We start from the raw sequence: 17,217 nt of genomic DNA, 5'->3' as shown, positions 1-17,217 counted from the left end.
ACCGTCGCCCGAAGGCTCGCCCCCGCCCTCGACCGGACGACAGGAGCCCGCACACCGTGACCCACCGCGTTCGTCCCGCCGCCTCCCTCGCGCTTCCGCCCTGGCTCGCTCATGCCCTGCGGGCCCAGCGCGGACCCGTGTCCTGGAGCGCGGTCACGCGCGGGGCGCTGGCGGGAGGGCCGCTGCTCATCGCCGCCCTGGCGGCCGGACACGCCTCCCTGGGTGTCGTCGCCGCGATCGCCGCCATGCTGGCCGGGATCAACGACCGGCCCGGCAGCCGGCGGGCCTCGGTCCGCCGCATGGGCGTCCCCGCGCTCGCGGGCGCGGCCGGGCTGCTCGTCGGCACCTACGCCGGGGACCACCTCGGCGCCGTCGCCCTGACCCTCGTACTGACCGTGCTGGGACTCCTCGCCGGCGCCGTCAGCGCCGTCGGGCCCGTGGCGTCCGGGGTGGGCACACAGGTGCTGGTCACCGCCGCCGTAGGGGCCGGGATGCCGCTGCCCGACACCGGATGGCTGCGCACCCTGGCGTTCCTCGCCGGAGCGGGCTGGCTGCTCGCGCTGCGGCTGGCCCTGCCCACGCCCGGCTCGCTGACCGGCGACTTCCGCTTCGACGGGGAACGCGCGGCCGTCGCCGAGATCTACGACGCCGTGGCCGCGCTCCTCGACGCCACCGGCACCCGGCACGCCGTCGCCCGCCGCGCCGCGCTCACCGCCGCTCTCGACCAGGCGCAGGACGCGCTCGCCGGACCCCGGCTGCGCCGTTACGCCTCCTCGGCGGCCGAGCGCCGGCTGCACGCGCAGTACGCCGCCGCGCTGCCGCTCGCCGAGGCCGCGACCGCGCTCGCCTGGGCCGGGGAACCCGTCCCCGCCCGCGCGGCGGAAGGCCCCCGCCGCCTGGCCGCCGCCGTGCGCGGCGCGCGGCACACCGGTCCGCTGCCCGCCCCCGCGCGGTCCGCCCCGGGGCTGCGCGCCCTGGACGACGCCCTGTTGCGCGCCGCCGAGGCGTTCGACGGCGGCGAGGGCGGTGACCTGCACACCCGCAGGCGGTCGCCGCGTTCCGTGGCGCGCACCGTGTGCGGCGCCGCCGGGCGGGAGTACGGGCTGCGCGTCGGCCTCTGCTTCGGGGTCGGCGCGGCCGTCGCCCAGGCCCTGCACCACACCCACTGGTACGGGCAGCACCAGCACTGGTACTGGCTGCCCGCGACCGCCGTCTTCCTCGTCAAGCCCGACCTCGGGCCGCTCGCCTCCCGGGTACTGTGCCGGGCCGCCGGTACGGTCCTCGGCGCGCTGGTCTTCGCCGCGCTCGCCGCCGTGCTGCCCCGGCCCGCGGGTCTCGTCGTGCTCGTCGCCCTCGCCGGTGCGCTCATCCCCGTCGCCACCCGGCACTTCGCCGCGCAGACGGCCGTCGTCACCGTGCTCGTCCTGGCCCTCGTCATGGTCGGCGGCGAACCCCAGGCATCCGTCGGCCGCATCGGCGAGACCCTGCTGGCCTGCGCGATCGTGCTGGTCGTCGGTCATCTGCCGATGCCGGGACAGCGCGGCGGGGGCGTCCGCACCCGGCTCACCGCGGCGGACGACGCCGCCCACGCCTACCTCGCCCATGTGCTCAGCGGCTCCGAGGACCGCGCCACCCGCTGGACCCTGCGCCGCGAGGCGTACCGGACGCTCGCCGAGGCCCGCGCCGCCATAGCCCTGGCCGCCGCGGAACTCCCCGCCCTCGCCCGGCACGCCGAGGGCGCCGACGACATCGCCGCCACCCTCGAACGGCTCGCCGACACCACCACCGCCTGTGCCGTGCACCTGGACCACACCGGCCGGCTCACGCCCCAGCACCTCGAACGGCTCGCCGAACTCCGCGCCCAACTGGCCGACCGACGCGACCGCACGGGGGCCCGCCTGCCGGAACTGCCGCTCGCCGGGTGACCCTCCGGCCCCGCGGCCAGGCGTCGTACCGCACGCGGGTGTGCGTCCGCACCGGGTTGCCGTTCGCCGGTCAGCGCCCCGGGGCGCGTCCAGGCGTCGTGCGCGCGGGTGTGCGCCCGCCCAGGCCGCCGTGGACCGAATGACGGGCCGGCCCGGCGCCCGGATGTCGTACCGCGCGGGTGTGCGCCTCCCCGGACCGCCGCCCGCCGGACGGCCCCCGGTCCCCCCCACATCCCTCCCGCACCCCCTGGCGCCCGCCCCCACGCCGCACCCCGGCGTCATACGTTGACCCCATGACGCCCGCCGCAGACGCCGCCGATCTCGTCATCACCGGATGCACCGTCCTCGTCCACGACGCGGAGGAACAGGCCGGCTTCCGGCACGACGCGGCCGTCGTCGTACGTGGTGGCCTCGTCGACGCCGTCACCACCGCCGACGCCGTGCGCGGTCTCGCCGCCGCCGAGCGCGTCGACGCACGCGGACAGGTCGCCCTCCCCGGACTGATCAACTGCCACACGCACGCCCCGATGGTCGCCCTGCGCGGCCTCGCCGAGGACCTGCCCACCGAGGAGTGGTTCAACGAGGTCGTCTGGCCCGTCGAGTCCAACCTCACCGAGCGGGTCGTGACGCTCGGCGCCGAGCTGGCCTGCGCGGAGATGATCCGGGCCGGCGTGACCTGCTTCGCCGACCACTACTTCGCCATGGACGCGGTCGCCACCGTCGTCGCCCGGTGCGGGATGCGGGCGCTGCTGGGCGAGGCGTACTTCTCCTCGCAGGGCGAGCGGGGACGGCAGCGCTCCCTGGAGTTCGCGCTGGCGCACCGGGGGGCGGCCGGCGGCCGGATCACCACCGCCCTCGCCCCGCACGCCCCCTACACCGTCACCGAGGCCGATCTCACCGCCACCGCCGGACTGGCCCGCGCGCACGGACTGCCGGTGCACCTGCACGCCGCCGAGAACCGCGACCAGACCGACACGAGCCTCGCCCGGCACGGCGTCACCCCGATCGAGGTCCTGGACCGCACCGGCATCCTCGGCGCCGACGTGCTCATCGCGCACGGCACCGGCATCACCGAGCGCGACCTGCCGGTGCTGGCCCGTGCGACCGGGCGGGTAGCCGTCGCCACCGCGCCCCGTGGCTATCTGAAGTTCGCCTGGCCCACCACCACACCGGTGCGCGCGCTGCGCGGGATCGGCGTACCCGTGGAGGCGGCTGCCCGCCCTGACCGACCGCGGACACGGCCGGCGCGTTCGGACGTACGACACCTGAGGCCCACCGGACGTCTCTTCGGCGGTGGTCCGGAAAAAAACCTCGGACGCCGCGATGAGTTCCGCTGCTGCCGTCGGTCACCACTCCGACGGACCGCTGCACAGGAGGAGTCGATGTCACTTCCCGAAGCCGTCTCGCGCGAGGAGTGGCGCGCGGCGCGACAGGCACTGCTGGCCAAGGAGAAAGCGGCCACCCGCGCGCGTGACGCGCTCAACGCGGAGCGGCGCAGGCTGCCGATGGTGGAGATCGGCAAGGAGTACGTGTTCGAGGGCGGCGACGGGAAGGCGTCCCTGCTCGACCTGTTCGAGGGGCGGCAGCAGCTCGTCGTCCACCACTTCATGTTCGCCCCCGAGTGGGACGCCGGCTGCCGTAGCTGCTCGGCGTTCCTGGACCAGATCGGGCACCTGGCCCACCTGCGGGCACGCGGCACGGCGTTCGCGGCCGTCTCCCGGGCGCCGTATCCGAAGATCCTGCCGTTCAAGGCCCGGATGGGCTGGACGCTGCCCTGGTACTCGTCCTGCGTCAGCGACTTCAACGCCGACTTCGAGGTCACCCTCGAACACGGGGGGCACCTGGTCGAGCGGCCCGGCCTGAGCTGCTTCCTGCGGGACCGCGACCGCGTCTTCCACACCTACTCGACGTACGAGCGCGGCCTGGACTGCCTCGGCTCGACCACCAGCCTGCTGGATCTGACCGCCCTCGGCCGGCAGGAGGCGTGGGAGGAACCGGAGGGGCGCGCGTCGTCTCTCGGGGCGCCTGCGGGAAGCGAGGGCGTCCGTTACCACGACGAGTACGAGGACTGACCGCCCCCGGAACGGAAAGTGACCGAAACGGCCGTAAGGCCGTCAGAGTGCTCACTCCTTGCGGTGAACACGTGCCAACTAGATCTCAGTACCGTCACTTCGCGGGTCGTTCACCCCATCGTTGGCGTTTAACTCTATGAGCGCGACACAGATGGAGGTGCAGGGTGAACGGGCGAACGGTGCTCGAACGCTTCCCGGCCGGAGGACCACGCGGGTCCTGGCCGGCGGAGGAGTTCGCTTACGCGCGGCGTGCCGAGGGCCTGCCCGCGGAGGTCGTGATGGATCTCGCGACCGACATGTTCCTGGTGATCGTCCGCGGCGGTGACGCCGACCCCGCCGCCCTCTGAGCCGTACCGCCCGGCCGCGGCCTCAGCCCGCCTCCGGCGCGGACACCGGCGTCTTCGTGAACTGCTCCGCCTGGAGGGAGTACAGCTCGGCGTAGACACCCCCGGCGGCGAGCAGCTCCTGCGGAGTTCCCGGTTCCACGAGTCTTCCCTGGTCCAGGACGTGCACCAGGTCCGCGTGGCGGACCGAGGCCAGCCGGTGGGTGATCAGGACGACCGTCTGGCCGCTGCCCGCCAGCGCCCGGATCTTCTCGAACACCTCCAGCTCGGCCCGCGCGTCCAGGGCCGCCGTCGGCTCGTCCACGACCAGGACGCGGCCCCGCCGGTACGCCGCCCGCGCGATCCCGAGCCGCTGCCACTGCCCGCCGGACAGCTCGTGGCCGCCGCTGAAGTGGCGGGCCAGCAGGGTGTCCAGGCCGCGCGGCAGATCCGCGACCACCTCCCCGGCGCCGGCCTCGGCGATCGCCTCGGCCATCCGCCGCTCGTCCAGGGGCGCGGCGGAACGGCCCACGGCGACGTTCACCCGCGCGGTGAACGGCCACCGCTTGAAGTCCTGCGCCACCATGGCGATGCGGTCGGCCAGCGCCCGCCGGTCCGCGCCGGCCGCGTCCACGTCGTCCCACAGAATCCGGCCCCGGTCCGGGGTGTAGAGCCCGGCGAGCAGCTTGACCAGGGTGGTCTTGCCCGAGCCGTTCTCCCCGACGAGCGCGATGATCCGGCCGAGTGGGAGGGTGAGCGTCACATCGTCCAGGGCGGGACGTTCGGCGTCGCCGGGATAGCTGAAGGTGACGTTCTCGAAGCGGACCTCGCGCGGGTCCTCGGGCAGCGCCGCGCCGCCCTTGGGGATCTCCCGCCGGGCCGCCTCCACGTAGAGCCGCTCCAGGTCGCCGACGAACAGGGCCTCCTCGTGCAGCGCGTTCACCTCGACGACCAGCGTCTCCAGGCTCTGCGAACCGGTGCGGATCGCGATCACCGCCGTACCCGCCACCGACAGGGCCATCGCACCGCCGAGCAGCAGTCCGCCGAGCGTCGCGTACGTCGCCGCCGTCGCCAGCCCCGTCCAGGCCGCCGCGATCAGGCCCGTCCGCGCCGCGAGCCCGGCCAGCCGGGCCTGCTCCGCCTCGGCCGTCTCCGCCATCGCGCGGAAGTGCCGCAACAGGAACGCGCCCATGCCGTGCACCCGGATCTCGGGGGCCGCCGCCGGCTCGATGAGCAGACCGCCGATCAGGTGCCCCGCGCGGGTGTGCTGCACCCAGGTGTGGAACGACTCGTACCGGCGCCGGGCGACCGTCAGCGCGCTCCAGGCGCTCGGCAGCGTCATGGTCACCAGCAGCGGCAGCAGCAGCGGATGCAGCACGGTCAGCACACCGGCCGCCGCCACCAGCGAGATCACCGCGTTGATGACCCGTGTGCCGTACATGATCATGCGGCGGGCGGAGGCGGCGCCGTACTGGGCGGTGTCCAGCAGTTTGTGGAAGGCGTGGTCCTCGATCGCCGCCAGCTCGACCTGCGCCGCGCGTTCCAGGTACCGCTCCGTGGCCACCCGCTCCACCTTGGGTTCCAGCTTCCCCGTGGCGTACGTGGTGGCCGCCCGCAGCAGCGCCGCCAGCAGCATCGCCACGGCCAGCGTGACCAGCGCGGGCAGGGCGCCGCGGAGTCTTTCCGGCATGGGGCCGCCCGCCATCAGCCGCCCCAGGACGCCGTTGACCGCCAGCAGGCTCACCGCCTGCGCCACGCCCCGGGCCGCCTCGGAGGCCAGCACCGTGCGCGCGGCCCGCGGATCGGCCTGCCGGGCGAGCCGCAGCCCGGCGGCCAGCAGGGCGGGCAGCCGGGTCAGCAGGGCCCGGAAGTTCAGCTCCAGGAACGCTTCGGCGTGCTGGTTCCAGCCCATGTCGTAACGGAGCGGCCCGCCGAAGAGCAGCCGCTCCGACTCCGACACCCCGACCTGCTCCGCGCCGCCCGTCTTCCGCACCGCCGGCCTCCCCGGTCGTGGACGAACGGCCACTATGGCGGGGCCGCCCGCGCCGGGGCAGAGCGCGAGCGGGGCAGGCGGGAGCGCGGGGGCGCACACCGGGACCGGGGCCCGCGACGCCGGGGCGAAGGTCCCTCGTTACGGGCCGGCCGGGCGCTTCGTCACGCGCTGACGGGGCGCGACCAGGTCGGCGTCGTGCCCGTCAGGCGGCACAGCGTCAGGTAGAGGGGGATCGGCGGGGTGTACGGAACCGTACCGTCCGGTCGGTGGATGAGGCCGGGCACGTCGGGGGAGTCGGGCAGCACCGCTCCCGCGGCGTACCGCGCCGGGGCGGGCCACTCCATGGCGTAGTCGGAGTCGGAGGGAACGAGCCACCACCAGTGCGCCTCGTCGGCGAAGACGCACCCCACGCGCGGCAGCCGGGGAAGCACCTGCTGGCCCAGCAGCGAGGGAACCGCCACCGCGTCGCAGCCCAGCGGCGCGCTCATGCCGTCCGGTACGGCGAGCCGGTGCGGCGCCGCCGCGGCCCGGACCCCCCGCTGGAGCCGGACCAGCGTGTCCAGGCCGAGGACCCGGGCACCTGACACTGCGCTCACAGCCATGCGTCCCCCGTCATGTGGCGTGCTCGATGCGTCTGCTGCGCCTGTACGCGCGGCTGGTCCTGCCGTGCGGTGCGGAACCGGTTCTCGCCGCCGGAGCCTTCCCCGGGGCGGTCGCCGGAACTCTTGCCGGAGCCGTCGTCCGGGCCGCCCTCGGCCGGGTCGGGCTTGGGCCGCGCGCCCCAGCCCAGGTCGCCGCGCGGCTCGGGGATGCCGTGCGCTCCGCCGGCCCGGCGCGGCAGCTCGGCCCAGACCATCAGCCCGGGGCCCTGTTCCTGCGCGCCCCAGGAGTGGCACAGGGCGTCGACCAGGAGCAGACCCCGCCCGTGCTCCTCCTCGGGCTGGTCCCGGGACGAGGCGTGCGGCTGGCCGGGCGCGCATCCCTCGTCACGTACGGCTATGCGCACCAGCTCGGCGCCGTCGTGCAGCTCGCACACTATGTGTCTGCTCGCGGTGTGCACGATGGCGTTGGTGACCAGCTCGGAGACGACCAGGGCAGCCGTGTCGCAGGTGTCCTCGCACACCGCCCAGTTGGTCAGCCGGGCCCGCGTCAGGCGTCTGGCCTGGGCGGGAGAACCCGGGTGGGCGGCCAGCTCGAAGCGGAACCTGCGCTCGGCAGCGGCCTTGGCGGGGGCGGCTTCCGTGGCGGCGCCGAGGCCGTGGCGGCCCGTGGCGGCGTCTGTTCCTAAAGGCGCGGACGGAATCACGCTTGCCACTATCTCCCCGCCGTGAACACTTGGCAAGTGTCACTCTGAAAATTGCAGAGTGCGGTGTGACGCTCTGGACTGACGTGGCACACTGCTCGCAACAGCACGTCGAGCGGCGCCAGTTCAAGGCAGCGGAGGTCTGCGCCGACCTTCGAAAACGTCTTCGAATGGCGCCGCCGGGCTGTCCGCACGCGGTCGCGGCCGGTCCGGCGGCCCCGTGGCCGCGGCGCGCGACAAAGGGATCTTCTTGGAGGTGGAACGGTGAGCGAACCGCGGTCCGCGCCGACGGTCGGCCAGGTCGTCCTCGGCCGGCGCCTGCTGGACCTGCGGGAACGCGCCGGGATGAAGCGCGAGGAGGCCGCCCGCATCCTCCGCGTCGCCCCCGCCACCGTCCGCCGGATGGAGATGGCCGAGGTCGGGCTGAAGATCCCGTACCTCCAGTTGCTGCTCAAGGCGTACGGGGTCTCCGACGAGGAGGCCGAGGCGTTCGTCCAGTTGGCCGAGGAGGCCAACAAACCCGGCTGGTGGCAGCGGTTCCACGACATCCTGCCGGGCTGGTTCTCCATGTACGTCAGCCTGGAGGGGGCCGCGTCCCTCATCCGCTCCTACGAACCGCACTTCGTCCCCGGGCTGCTCCAGACCGAGGACTACGCTCGCGGGGTGCTGCAGTCCGGCGCCATCGGCCAGACCCGCCCCGACGACATCGAGCGCCACGTCGCCCTGCGCATGCGGCGCCAGGACCTCCTCACCCGCAAGGACGCCCCCCGGCTGTGGGTCGTCATGGACGAGACCGTGCTGCGCCGGCCGGTCGGCGGTCCGGAGGTGATGCGGGCCCAGGTCGACAGACTGCTCGAAGCCACGAAGCTGCCCAACGTCACGCTTCAGGTCGTCCCGTTCGCCAACGGGCCGCACCCCGGCACGTACGGGCCCTTCGTGCTGTTCCGATTCGCCGTGCCGGAACTCCCGGACATGGTCTACAGCGAGTACCTGACCGGCGCCGTCTACCTGGACGCGCGCTCAGAGGTGGCGACCCACCTGGAGGTCATGGACCGCATGGCGGCGCAAGCCGCCACGGCACATCGCACGAAGGAGATCCTCCGGGATCTCCGCAAGGAGCTGTGAATGGATCGCATCACGTCCAAGCCCAAGCCGCGGGTCCGCGGCGAGCGGATCTACAACGGCATGCCCGCACGCGAGCTGGGCAGCGAGGGCTGGCACAAGCCGTGGAGCGGCGGCAACGGCGGCAACTGCCTGGAGGCGATGAAGCTCGCCGACGGCCGGATAGCCGTCCGGCAGTCCACCGACCCCGACGGGCCCGCGCTGATCTACACCTCCGACGAGATGACGGCCTTCATCCAGGGGGCCAAGGCGGGAGAGGCGGACTTCCTGCTCTCCTGACACCTGCGCACCACTTGCTTTTTACGTCTCTTGCCCCCTGTCACTTCTCTTCCGCATCGGCACTGACTTGATCACTTACCGCAGCACAGACTTAGCCCTCTGGAGTCCGTCATGACCGGACAGCACCCCATCGAGATCGACACGAGCAAGCCCCATCCCGCGCGGATGTACGACTGGTACCTCGGCGGCAAGGACAACTACCCCGTGGACGAGGAGATGGGCCGGCAGATGCTCACCCTCGACCCGAGGGTGCCGGTCATGGCCCGGGTCAACCGCGCGTTCATGCAGCGGGCCACGCGCTGGCTGGCGGGGCGGGGCATCCGGCAGTTCCTGGACATCGGCACGGGCATACCGACCGAACCGAACCTCCACCAGGTCGCCCAGGAGATCGCGCCGGACGCACGTGTCGTCTACTGCGACAACGACCCCATCGTGCTGGCCCACGCGGCGGCCCTGCTGCGCGGCACGCCCGAGGGCGCCACCGAGTACCTCCAGGCCGACGTGCGCGAGCCGGACACCATCCTGGAGGGCGCCAGGAAGATCCTCGACCTCGGCAGGCCGGTGGCGCTGTCCCTGGTGGCGCTGCTGCACTTCGTCCCCGACGAGGACGGCGCGCACGAGCTGGTGCGCCGGCTGCTTCACGCGCTGCCCTCCGGCAGTCACCTGGTGGTCACCCATGCCACCGCCGACTTCACGCCGGAGGAGTCGGAAGCGGCCACCGCCAAGCTCAGGGCAGCCGGAGTGATGCTGGCGCTGCGCTCCCGCGAGGAGTTCGCCCGCTTCTTCGACGGACTCGAACTGGTCGAGCCCGGCATCGAGGTGCCCCACCGGTGGCACCCCGAACTGGGCGAACCGATCCCCGGCCAGGACGACGGGGTCATCCCGGGATACGGGGCGGTGGCCCGCAAGCCGTGACGGCTGGGGCGCCGACGGGGGCCTGCGGCGCCGAGGGGCTGGTGATGAGGGCTGGTGGGGGCGTTTCGGCCGTGGCCGTGGCCGTGACCGCGGTCGTGGCGTGCGTGGGGGCGGACCGACTGCCCAGCACCGCGAACGGTGGCTGCCCCCGTCCGGCCCCCGCCCGGACTCAGACCGTCATCGGACGGTCGTACGGCCCGATCGGCGCGGGCAGGCGTGAGGGGCCGCCGGTCAGGTGGCGGTCGACGGCCGCCGCCACCGCACGCCCCTCCGCTATCGCCCACACGATGAGCGACTGCCCGCGCGCCGCGTCCCCCGCGGCGAACACACCGGGGACGTTCGTCGCGAACCCCGCGTCCCGCGCGATCGTGCCGCGCGGCTCCAGCTCCAGCCCCAACTGGCCGGCCAGCCCGTCCGCGCGGTCCGGTCCCGAGAAACCGAGGGCCAGCAGCACCAGGTCGGCGGGGAGCGTCCGCCCGGTGCCCGGCAACGGGCGGCGCCGGTCGTCCACACCGCTCAGGTGCAGCGACCGCACATGCCCGTCCGCGTCACCGGTCAGACGGAGCGTGGACGCCCCGAACAGGCGCGCGTCCGCGTCCGCCGCCGGCGCGGACCGAAGATCACGCGCCTCCTCGTGCGCCGCCGACAGCCGGTACACCCTCGGATACGTCGGCCAGGGCTCCCCCTCCTCGTCACGTGCCGTGCCCGGCTGCGTGTAGATGTCCAACTGGGTCACCGACGCGGCGCCTTCCCGTACCGCCGTGCCCAGACAGTCCGCCCCCGTGTCCCCGCCGCCGACGATGACCACGTGCTTCCCGGCGGCGCTCAGCGGGGACGCCTCCAGGTCGCCCTCGCGCACCCGGTTGGCCAGCGGCAGATACTCCATCGCCTGATGGACACCGGCCAACTCCCGCCCGGGTACCGCTAGTTCCCGCCACGCCGTCGCCCCGGTGGCGATCACCACGGCGTCGTACCCGCTGCGCAGCTCCCCGGCGCCGATGTCCCGGCCGACCGCCGTGCAGGGACGGAACCTCGTCCCCTCGGCCCGCATCTGCTCGATACGCCGCTCCAGATGGCGCTTCTCCATCTTGAACTCGGGGATGCCGTACCGCAGCAGCCCGCCGATCCGGTCGTCCCTCTCGTACACGGCGACCGTGTGCCCCGCCCGGGTGAGCTGCTGCGCAGCGGCGAGCCCCGCGGGCCCCGACCCGATCACCGCCACCGTCCTGCCCGACAGCCGCTCCGGCGGGTGTGGTGCGGCGCAGCCCTCCTCCCATGCCCGGTCGGCGATGGCGCACTCGACGTTCTTGATGGTGACGGCCGGCTGGTTGATCGCCAGTACGCAGCCCGCCTCGCACGGCGCGGGACACAACCGGCCCGTGAACTCCGGGAAGTTGTTCGTGGCGTGCAGCCGGTCGCTCGCCCTGCGCCAGTCCTCCCGGGCGACCAGGTCGTTCCAGTCGGGGATCAGGTTCCCCAGCGGACACGCCTCGTGGCAGAACGGGACACCGCAGTCCATGCAGCGGTCGGCCTGCCCGCCGATGATCGGCAGCAGCGCCCCCGGGACATGGACCTCCTGCCAGTCGCGGACCCGCTCCCCGACCGGCCTGCGCGGCCAGTCCTCGCGGGGAGTGGTCATGAATCCCTTGGGGTCGGCCATGGCCGTCTTCCTTGCGTGCGCGGGTCGCGGGCCGTGCGTCGGCGGCGGCACTCCTCGATCCACGTTACGTCCGGCCCGCCCACCCCGCAGAGCGGCCGCGAGTGGCCGGCCCGGGGCCTCGCCGGGCGGCGCTCAGGTGAGGGCCGATATGTAGGCCGCCGCCGCCCCGGCGGACGCGGCGGTGCGGACGTGGTTCCAGGCCGTCCACTCGCGCACGTACGCCGGCCAGTACGCGGTCGCCTCCGAGGTGCCCGGGTCCAGCCGGGCCAGCGCGTCGTTGCGGGGCACGTTGGCGATCACGGTGACGCCGAACGACCCGACCAGGTACAGCGCGCTGCCCAGCAGCAGTTCCCCCGTGCCCTCGTCCGGCCACAGCACGAACGTCACCACGGCGATCACCCCGCACAGCACCGCGGAACCGACGAACAGCGCCATGAAGGCCGGTGTCACCGCGGCCACGTTGATCGCCTTCATCGCCGCCACGCCCTGCGCGGGCGGCAACGCGGCCAGCCCCCGCATCACGAAGGCCGAGAAACCGCAGAACACCCCGGCCACCAGTCCCGTCCCCAGCACCCCCAGCACCGTCAGCACGAAGTACGGCCCATCGATCATCTCTCGTCCACTCCCGTCCGTCGTCCACTGTCGTCCGTCGTCCACGTCGAGCCCCGCGCGGGCTGGCTGCCCATGGCCGCGGGGCGCGGCGGCCCCGGGCGCTCGTCCGGACCGCCGGCCGCCGTCCCTCTTCTCCCACCGTCGCCCCCGTCGCCGAGGTGCCCGACCCGCCGGGACGGTGCCTGGCGCATCATGGGCCCTGTGCGATGGGAAGCGATCACCTGGGACCGGCTCGGCGACCGGCTCGCCGAGCGACTGCTCGACCTGAAACCGGCCGACGGCAGCCCCTGGCCGCGCGTCGCCTTCGACGGAGCCCCCGCCGCCCGCCCCGGCGACCTGGCCGAGCGCGTCGCCAAGACGCTCCGTGTCCTCGGCCGCCCCTCCCTGGTCGTCGGCACGGCAGGCTTCCTGCGCCCCGCCTCGGTCCGGCTGCAGTACGGCCATCAGGACATCGACGCCTACTACGACGGCTGGTACGACACCGGCGCCCTGTGGCGCGAGGTCTTCGGGCCCCTCGAACCCGGCGGCGACGGACGCGTCCTACCCGACCTGTGGGACCCCGTCACCGACCGCGCCACCCGCAGCCCCTACACGGCCCTCCCGCCCGGCGGCTTCCTGCTCCTGCACGGCCCCCTTCTCCTGCGTCACTGGTTCCCCTTCGACCTGAGCGTCCACCTCCTCCTCACCCCGGGCGCCCTGCGCCGCCGCACCCCCGAGGCCGAGCAGTGGACGCTGCCCGCCTTCGAGCGCTACGCGGACGAGACCGACCCGGCCGGCACCGCCGACGTCCTGGTGCGTGCCGACGACCCCCGGCACCCCGCCTGGAACGGCTGACCGCCGTGCCGCTCCCGGACGTCTACAGCCAGCCGTTGCGCCGGAAGCCCCGGTACAGCACCGCGCAGGCGACGGTGATCAAGCCGATGACCAGGGCGTATCCGTACCGCCACCCCAGCTCGGGCATGTGCTCGAAGTTCATGCCGTACACGCCGCACACCATGGTCGGCACGGCCACGATCGCCGCCCAGGCGGTGATCTTCCGCATGTCCTCGTTCTGCGCGACGGTGACCTGCGCCAGGTGTGCCTGGAGGATGGAGTTGAGCAGTTCGTCGAAGGCGGCGATCTGCTCCGTGGCCCGCAGCAGGTGGTCGGAGACATCGCGGAAGTAGGCCCGTATCTCCGGGGCGACCACGCGGACCGGCCGGGTGGCCAGCTCCTCCAGCGGCCGGCCGAGCGGCACCACCGCCCGCTTCAGCTCCAGCAGTTCCCGCTTGAGCTGGTAGATCCGCCCCGGGTCCAGCCGCGCCCCGTCCTCCGCGAAGACGGCCGTCTCGGCCTGGTCGATGTCCCCCTGCACCTCGTCGATGGCGGTCAGGAAGTCGTCGACGACATGGTCCGCGATCGCGTGCAACACCGCCGACGGCCCCTTGGCGAGCTGCTCCGGATCGGACTCCAGCTCCTCCCGCAGCGGTCCCAGCGAGCCGTGCCGCCCGTGCCGTACGGTCACCACGAAGTCCGGGCCGACGAAGACCATGATCTCGCCGGTGTTCACCACCTCGCTGGTGGCGGTCAGCTCCTCGTGCTCGACGTAGCAGACCGTCTTGAACACGGCGAAGAGGGTGTCGCCGTACCGCTCCAGCTTCGGACGCTGATGGGCCTCGACGGCGTCCTCGACCGCCAGTGGATGCAGGTCGAACAGCTCGGCGATGTCCGCGAACTCCTCGTTCGTCGGCTCGTGCAGGCCGAGCCAGACGAAGCCGTCACCTCGCTTGCGCACCCGCCGCACGGCGTCGACCAGGCCGGTGCCTTCCGGGGTGCGGACGCCGTCCCGGTACGTCACGCAGTTCACCACCGAGGAGCCGAGCGGGGAACGCGCGGGGTGGCTCAGGTCGACGCGCGGGCGCCGCCGGGCCAGCCTCGCGACTGTGCGGAGGCCGCCGGCCCTGCCGAGGCTCGTGACCTTCCGCAGATTCCCTGCCATGGACATGTGGATCTCCTCGCGTGGAACCCCTCGCGCCGTGCTTTCTGCGCCCTGGCGCGCCAGTTTGCCAGCTCGGGGCGGGTCGTGTGCGGGCCTGTGGAAACGGAGGATTCCGCTTTGTTCCCGGCTGTGGACAGGCGTCGGTGGCCGATGGGGGAGAGGGAGCGGGCGCCGCGCGAGGGGCCCCGCGGGATGTCGTTCCGGAGCGTCGACCACTTCGGACAAGCCGGGCAACTGGGATGATCAGTGCATGACGCGAACCGACGGAGACCTTCTCGACAATCGGCCGACCGAGCCGGCGGAGCGCCTCGACGCCTTCGCCGCCCTGTACGACCCCACGACGTTCCGGCACCTGGCGGCCCTAGGCGTCGGCCCCGGCTGGCGCTGCTGGGAGGTCGGGCCCGGCGGCACCTCGGTGATCTCCTGGCTGGCCAAGAAGGTGGGGCCCACCGGAAAGGTCATCGTGACGGACGTCGACACCGCGCGGCTCGCCCGGGTCGCCCGTCCGCCGGTGGAGGTGCTCAGGCACGACGTGACGTCCCAGGAGCCGCCGGGGGAGGGCTTCGACCTCGTGCACGCCCGCCTCGTCCTGGTGCGCGTACCGGAGCGGGAGCGGGCGCTGCGGTCGATGGCCCAGTCCCTGCGCCCCGGCGGCCGGCTGCTGGTCGAGGACGCCGACCTCGCGCTCCAGCCGCTGCTCTGCCCCGACGAGCACGGCCCCGAGCAGCAGTTGGCGAACCGGTTGCGGTACGCCTTCCGCCAACTGACCACCCGTCGGGGCGCCGACGTGGCCCACGGCCGTCAACTCCCGCGCCTGCTCCGGGAGGCGGGACTGCACCGCGTGGAGGCGGACGCCCACTTCCCGGTGACCTCGCCCGCCTGTGCCGCCCTGGAGACCGCCACCATCCGTCAGGTCCGCGACCAGCTCGTCCGCGCCGGACTCGCCACCGACCAGGACATCGACCGCCACCTCGCCAACGTGGCGTCCGGCGCCATGGACCTGGCCACGGCCCCGATGGTCTCGGCCTGGGGCCGCAAGGCGTGAGCGGCGGACCGGGAGGACGGCCCCGTACCGCGCCACCGCCACCGTCCGGTGAGCCGGGGCGCGGAGCCGGTCGTCGCGGCCACGGCCGGCTCGGGTCACGGGCCGCCTCGCGCCGGGGAGGCGGAAGCGCCCCTGCCCGTCCCCGCCCCGGGAGGTCTGCCGCCCAGCCGCTCCACCGCCAGCGCGCCCGCCCGGCACCCCTCCGCAGCCGCCGCCTCCGGTGCGGCGCCGGCCAGCAGGGCGGCGAGGAACCCGCCGGTGAAGGCGTCACCGGCGCCCGTGGTGTCCCGGGGAACCGCCGGTACGGCGGGCACCCGGGCGCACACGGAACCGCCGCGCGCCACCAGCGCGCCGTCCGCTCCCTGCTTGGCGACCACCAGCGGAAACCGCCGGCTCAGCGCCGCCGCCGCGTCCGCCGCGTCGGACAGCCCGGTGAGCAGACCCGCCTCGGCACGGCTGGGCAGCAGGACGTTCACACCCCCGACGAGCGCCAGGAAGCGGTCCGCGCCCAGCTCGGTCAGGAACCCGGACGACGCCGGGTCCAGGCTCACCGGCACCCCGCGTGCGCGTGCCGCCTCCAGGGCGACCGTCACGAGCGCGCGGCCGGGCGCGGAGAACAAGAGGTACCCCGACAGATGCAGCCGGGCCACGCCGTCGAGCAACGCGTCCGACCAGTCACCGGGCTTCAGCAGCAGCGACGCCCCACTGTCCGTCAGGAACGTGCGCTCGGCCGCCGCGTCCGAGTCGACCAGGCAGATCACCGTCCCCGTCGGCGCCTCCTCGTCCACCACCAGCCGGGGCCGCACCCCGGACGCCAGCAGCTCCCGCTCGTGCCAGGCCGCCGCGTCCGCGCCGACCCGCCCGACCAACCGGACGTCACCGCACCCCTGGTGCGCCGCCCAGCACGCCGCGTTGGCACCGGCCCCGCCCGGCAGCTTCCGGATCGACGCGGCCGTGTCCGTCCCGGCGGCCAGCGGTCCGCGATGCCGGGCGACGATGTCCGTGACGACGTCACCGACGACCAGCAGGGCACCGCACGGCCCCGCCGTCACACCCGGGCCCAGGCGGTCGCCACCCGCGCCGCCAGCCGTACGTTGCCGCGCACCGCCGCCAGGTTGGCGCTCAGCGAGGCCCCGTCGGTGTGCCGCGCCAGGTGGTCGAGCAGGAACGGCGTGACCGCCTGACCGGTGACGCCCTCCCGCGCGCACGCGCGCAGCGCGTCGGCCAGTACGCGCTCGTGCAGTCCGGGATCGAGCTGTTCCTCCTCGGGCACGGGGTTGGCGACGACCAGCGCCGACCCGGGCGCGCCGAGCGCGTCCTGGGCCCGCATGACCTGTGCCACCTCCTCCGGCGTGCGCAGCGTCCAGTCCACCGGATGTCCCGAGTCGGACAGGTAGAAGCCGGGGAACCGGTCCGTGCCGTACCCGGCCACCGCGACACCCAGTGTCTCCAGCCGCTGCAAGGTCGCCGGCACGTCCAGGATCGACTTCACCCCGGCGCACACCACGGTGATCCTGGTCCGCGCCAGCAGACCGAGGTCGGCCGACTCGTCCTGCGTCACCGTCCACTCCCGGTGCACCCCGCCGAGCCCGCCGGTGGCGAACACCCGGATGCCCGATCGGGCCGCCAGCAGGGCGGTCGCCGACACCGTGGTCGCCCCGATCGCGCCCGAGGCCACCGCGAGCGGCAGGTCCCGGTGCCCGAGCTTGCGGACGCCGTCGTCACCGGCGATCCGCTCCAACTGCTCCTCGCCCAGCCCGACCTGCGGCCGGCCGTCCAGCACGGCGATCGTCGCCGGAACGGCTCCCTCCCGCCGTACCGCCTGCTCCAGCTCCCGTGCCACCTGGAGATTGCGCGGGCGGGGCAGCCCGTGCGCGATGATCGTGGACTCCAGGGCCACCACGGGCCGACGCGCGTCGAGCGCCTCCCGCACCTCTTCCGACACCACCAGCACCACGGGTATGCCTCCTGTCCGTCGGTTCTCCCTCAT

General features: G+C 74.0%; 16 protein-coding genes and 1 pseudogene. 9 read left to right on the top strand and 8 right to left on the bottom strand.

Translation table 11 applies throughout. The features are described from left to right. Nucleotides 1–56 precede the first annotated feature (56 nt). From ACFY32_RS07810 to ACFY32_RS07795, 4 genes and pseudogenes are all read left to right on the top strand, one after another. Nucleotides 57–1,925: an FUSC family protein gene (locus tag ACFY32_RS07810; RefSeq protein ID WP_390673692.1), complete on the top strand. Its 1,869-nt coding sequence runs from the start codon at nucleotides 57–59 to the stop codon at nucleotides 1,923–1,925. 293 nt (nucleotides 1,926–2,218) lie between these two features. Next, a pseudogene (locus ACFY32_RS07805) lies at nucleotides 2,219–3,139 on the top strand (amidohydrolase family protein); the annotation flags it as partial. 168 nt (nucleotides 3,140–3,307) lie between these two features. Continuing rightward, entirely contained in the window at nucleotides 3,308–3,997 is a 690-nt protein-coding gene (locus tag ACFY32_RS07800) for a DUF899 domain-containing protein (RefSeq protein WP_390673773.1), read from the top strand. Nucleotides 3,998–4,161: 164 nt separating this feature from the next. Beyond that, a complete protein-coding gene (locus ACFY32_RS07795; protein ID WP_359192756.1) occupies nucleotides 4,162–4,344 on the top strand; it encodes a hypothetical protein in 183 nt (60 codons plus the stop codon). A gap of 22 nt (nucleotides 4,345–4,366) precedes the next feature. Here ACFY32_RS07795 and ACFY32_RS07790 read toward each other — a convergent pair whose 3' ends face one another. The 3 genes from ACFY32_RS07790 to ACFY32_RS07780 form a co-directional block, all read right to left on the bottom strand. After that, nucleotides 4,367–6,313, bottom strand: a complete 1,947-nt coding sequence (locus ACFY32_RS07790) for an ABC transporter ATP-binding protein (protein WP_390673691.1) — start codon at nucleotides 6,311–6,313, stop codon at nucleotides 4,367–4,369. 161 nt (nucleotides 6,314–6,474) lie between these two features. Further along, on the bottom strand, nucleotides 6,475–6,915 hold the full coding sequence (locus ACFY32_RS07785) for a hypothetical protein (RefSeq protein WP_390673690.1): 441 nt from the start codon (nucleotides 6,913–6,915) through the stop codon (nucleotides 6,475–6,477). After that, nucleotides 6,906–7,628: an ATP-binding protein gene (locus ACFY32_RS07780; RefSeq protein ID WP_390673689.1), complete on the bottom strand. Its 723-nt coding sequence runs from the start codon at nucleotides 7,626–7,628 to the stop codon at nucleotides 6,906–6,908. The genes ACFY32_RS07785 and ACFY32_RS07780 overlap by 10 nt, the downstream gene beginning before the upstream one ends. A gap of 252 nt (nucleotides 7,629–7,880) precedes the next feature. Between ACFY32_RS07780 and ACFY32_RS07775 the strand changes: the two genes are divergently transcribed. The 3 genes from ACFY32_RS07775 (at nucleotide 7,881) to ACFY32_RS07765 (ending at nucleotide 9,932) form a co-directional block, all read left to right on the top strand. Further along, nucleotides 7,881–8,741 (top strand): helix-turn-helix transcriptional regulator, encoded by an 861-nt coding sequence (locus ACFY32_RS07775; protein ID WP_359192747.1) that lies wholly within the window; start codon nucleotides 7,881–7,883, stop codon nucleotides 8,739–8,741. Then, nucleotides 8,742–9,017, top strand: a complete 276-nt coding sequence (locus ACFY32_RS07770) for a DUF397 domain-containing protein (protein ID WP_359192744.1) — start codon at nucleotides 8,742–8,744, stop codon at nucleotides 9,015–9,017. A 111-nt stretch (nucleotides 9,018–9,128) separates the two neighbouring features. Beyond that, nucleotides 9,129–9,932 carry an SAM-dependent methyltransferase gene (locus tag ACFY32_RS07765; RefSeq protein WP_390673688.1) on the top strand — a complete coding sequence of 268 codons (804 nt, stop codon included), beginning with the start codon at nucleotides 9,129–9,131 and terminating at the stop codon, nucleotides 9,930–9,932. Nucleotides 9,933–10,101: 169 nt separating this feature from the next. On the opposite strand, the gene ACFY32_RS07760 is transcribed toward ACFY32_RS07765, so the two are convergent. Together ACFY32_RS07760 and ACFY32_RS07755 are read right to left on the bottom strand one after the other, a co-directional pair. Beyond that, a complete protein-coding gene (locus tag ACFY32_RS07760; protein WP_390673687.1) occupies nucleotides 10,102–11,592 on the bottom strand; it encodes a glutamate synthase subunit beta in 1,491 nt (496 codons plus the stop codon). A gap of 132 nt (nucleotides 11,593–11,724) precedes the next feature. Beyond that, nucleotides 11,725–12,204, bottom strand: a complete 480-nt coding sequence (locus ACFY32_RS07755) for an anthrone oxygenase family protein (protein ID WP_359192736.1) — start codon at nucleotides 12,202–12,204, stop codon at nucleotides 11,725–11,727. Between the two features lie 192 nt (nucleotides 12,205–12,396). Between ACFY32_RS07755 and ACFY32_RS07750 the strand changes: the two genes are divergently transcribed. Next, nucleotides 12,397–13,038 carry a uridine kinase gene (locus ACFY32_RS07750; RefSeq protein ID WP_390673686.1) on the top strand — a complete coding sequence of 214 codons (642 nt, stop codon included), beginning with the start codon at nucleotides 12,397–12,399 and terminating at the stop codon, nucleotides 13,036–13,038. Between the two features lie 22 nt (nucleotides 13,039–13,060). Here the strand turns inward: ACFY32_RS07750 and ACFY32_RS07745 are convergent, their stop codons facing one another. Further along, nucleotides 13,061–14,188 (bottom strand): magnesium and cobalt transport protein CorA, encoded by a 1,128-nt coding sequence (locus ACFY32_RS07745; protein ID WP_390673685.1) that lies wholly within the window; start codon nucleotides 14,186–14,188, stop codon nucleotides 13,061–13,063. Nucleotides 14,189–14,432: 244 nt separating this feature from the next. Here ACFY32_RS07745 and ACFY32_RS07740 point away from each other — a divergent pair, with 244 nt between their 5' ends. Then, a complete protein-coding gene (locus tag ACFY32_RS07740) occupies nucleotides 14,433–15,227 on the top strand; it encodes a methyltransferase domain-containing protein (protein WP_359192727.1) in 795 nt (264 codons plus the stop codon). Between the two features lie 95 nt (nucleotides 15,228–15,322). Here the strand turns inward: ACFY32_RS07740 and ACFY32_RS07735 are convergent, their stop codons facing one another. Together ACFY32_RS07735 and ACFY32_RS07730 are read right to left on the bottom strand one after the other, a co-directional pair. Next, nucleotides 15,323–16,279, bottom strand: coding sequence for a carbohydrate kinase family protein (locus tag ACFY32_RS07735; protein ID WP_390673684.1), 957 nt, complete (start codon nucleotides 16,277–16,279; stop codon nucleotides 15,323–15,325). Continuing rightward, a complete protein-coding gene (locus ACFY32_RS07730; RefSeq protein WP_390673683.1) occupies nucleotides 16,276–17,184 on the bottom strand; it encodes a pseudouridine-5'-phosphate glycosidase in 909 nt (302 codons plus the stop codon). Before ACFY32_RS07730 ends, ACFY32_RS07735 begins: the two co-directional genes overlap by 4 nt. Nucleotides 17,185–17,217: the final 33 nt, after the last annotated feature.

Origin of the sequence: Streptomyces sp. NPDC000134, from assembly GCF_042899225.1 — a bacterium.
Lineage (GTDB): Bacteria > Actinomycetota > Actinomycetes > Streptomycetales > Streptomycetaceae > Streptomyces.
This window is presented reverse-complemented; position numbering and strand designations above follow the sequence as displayed.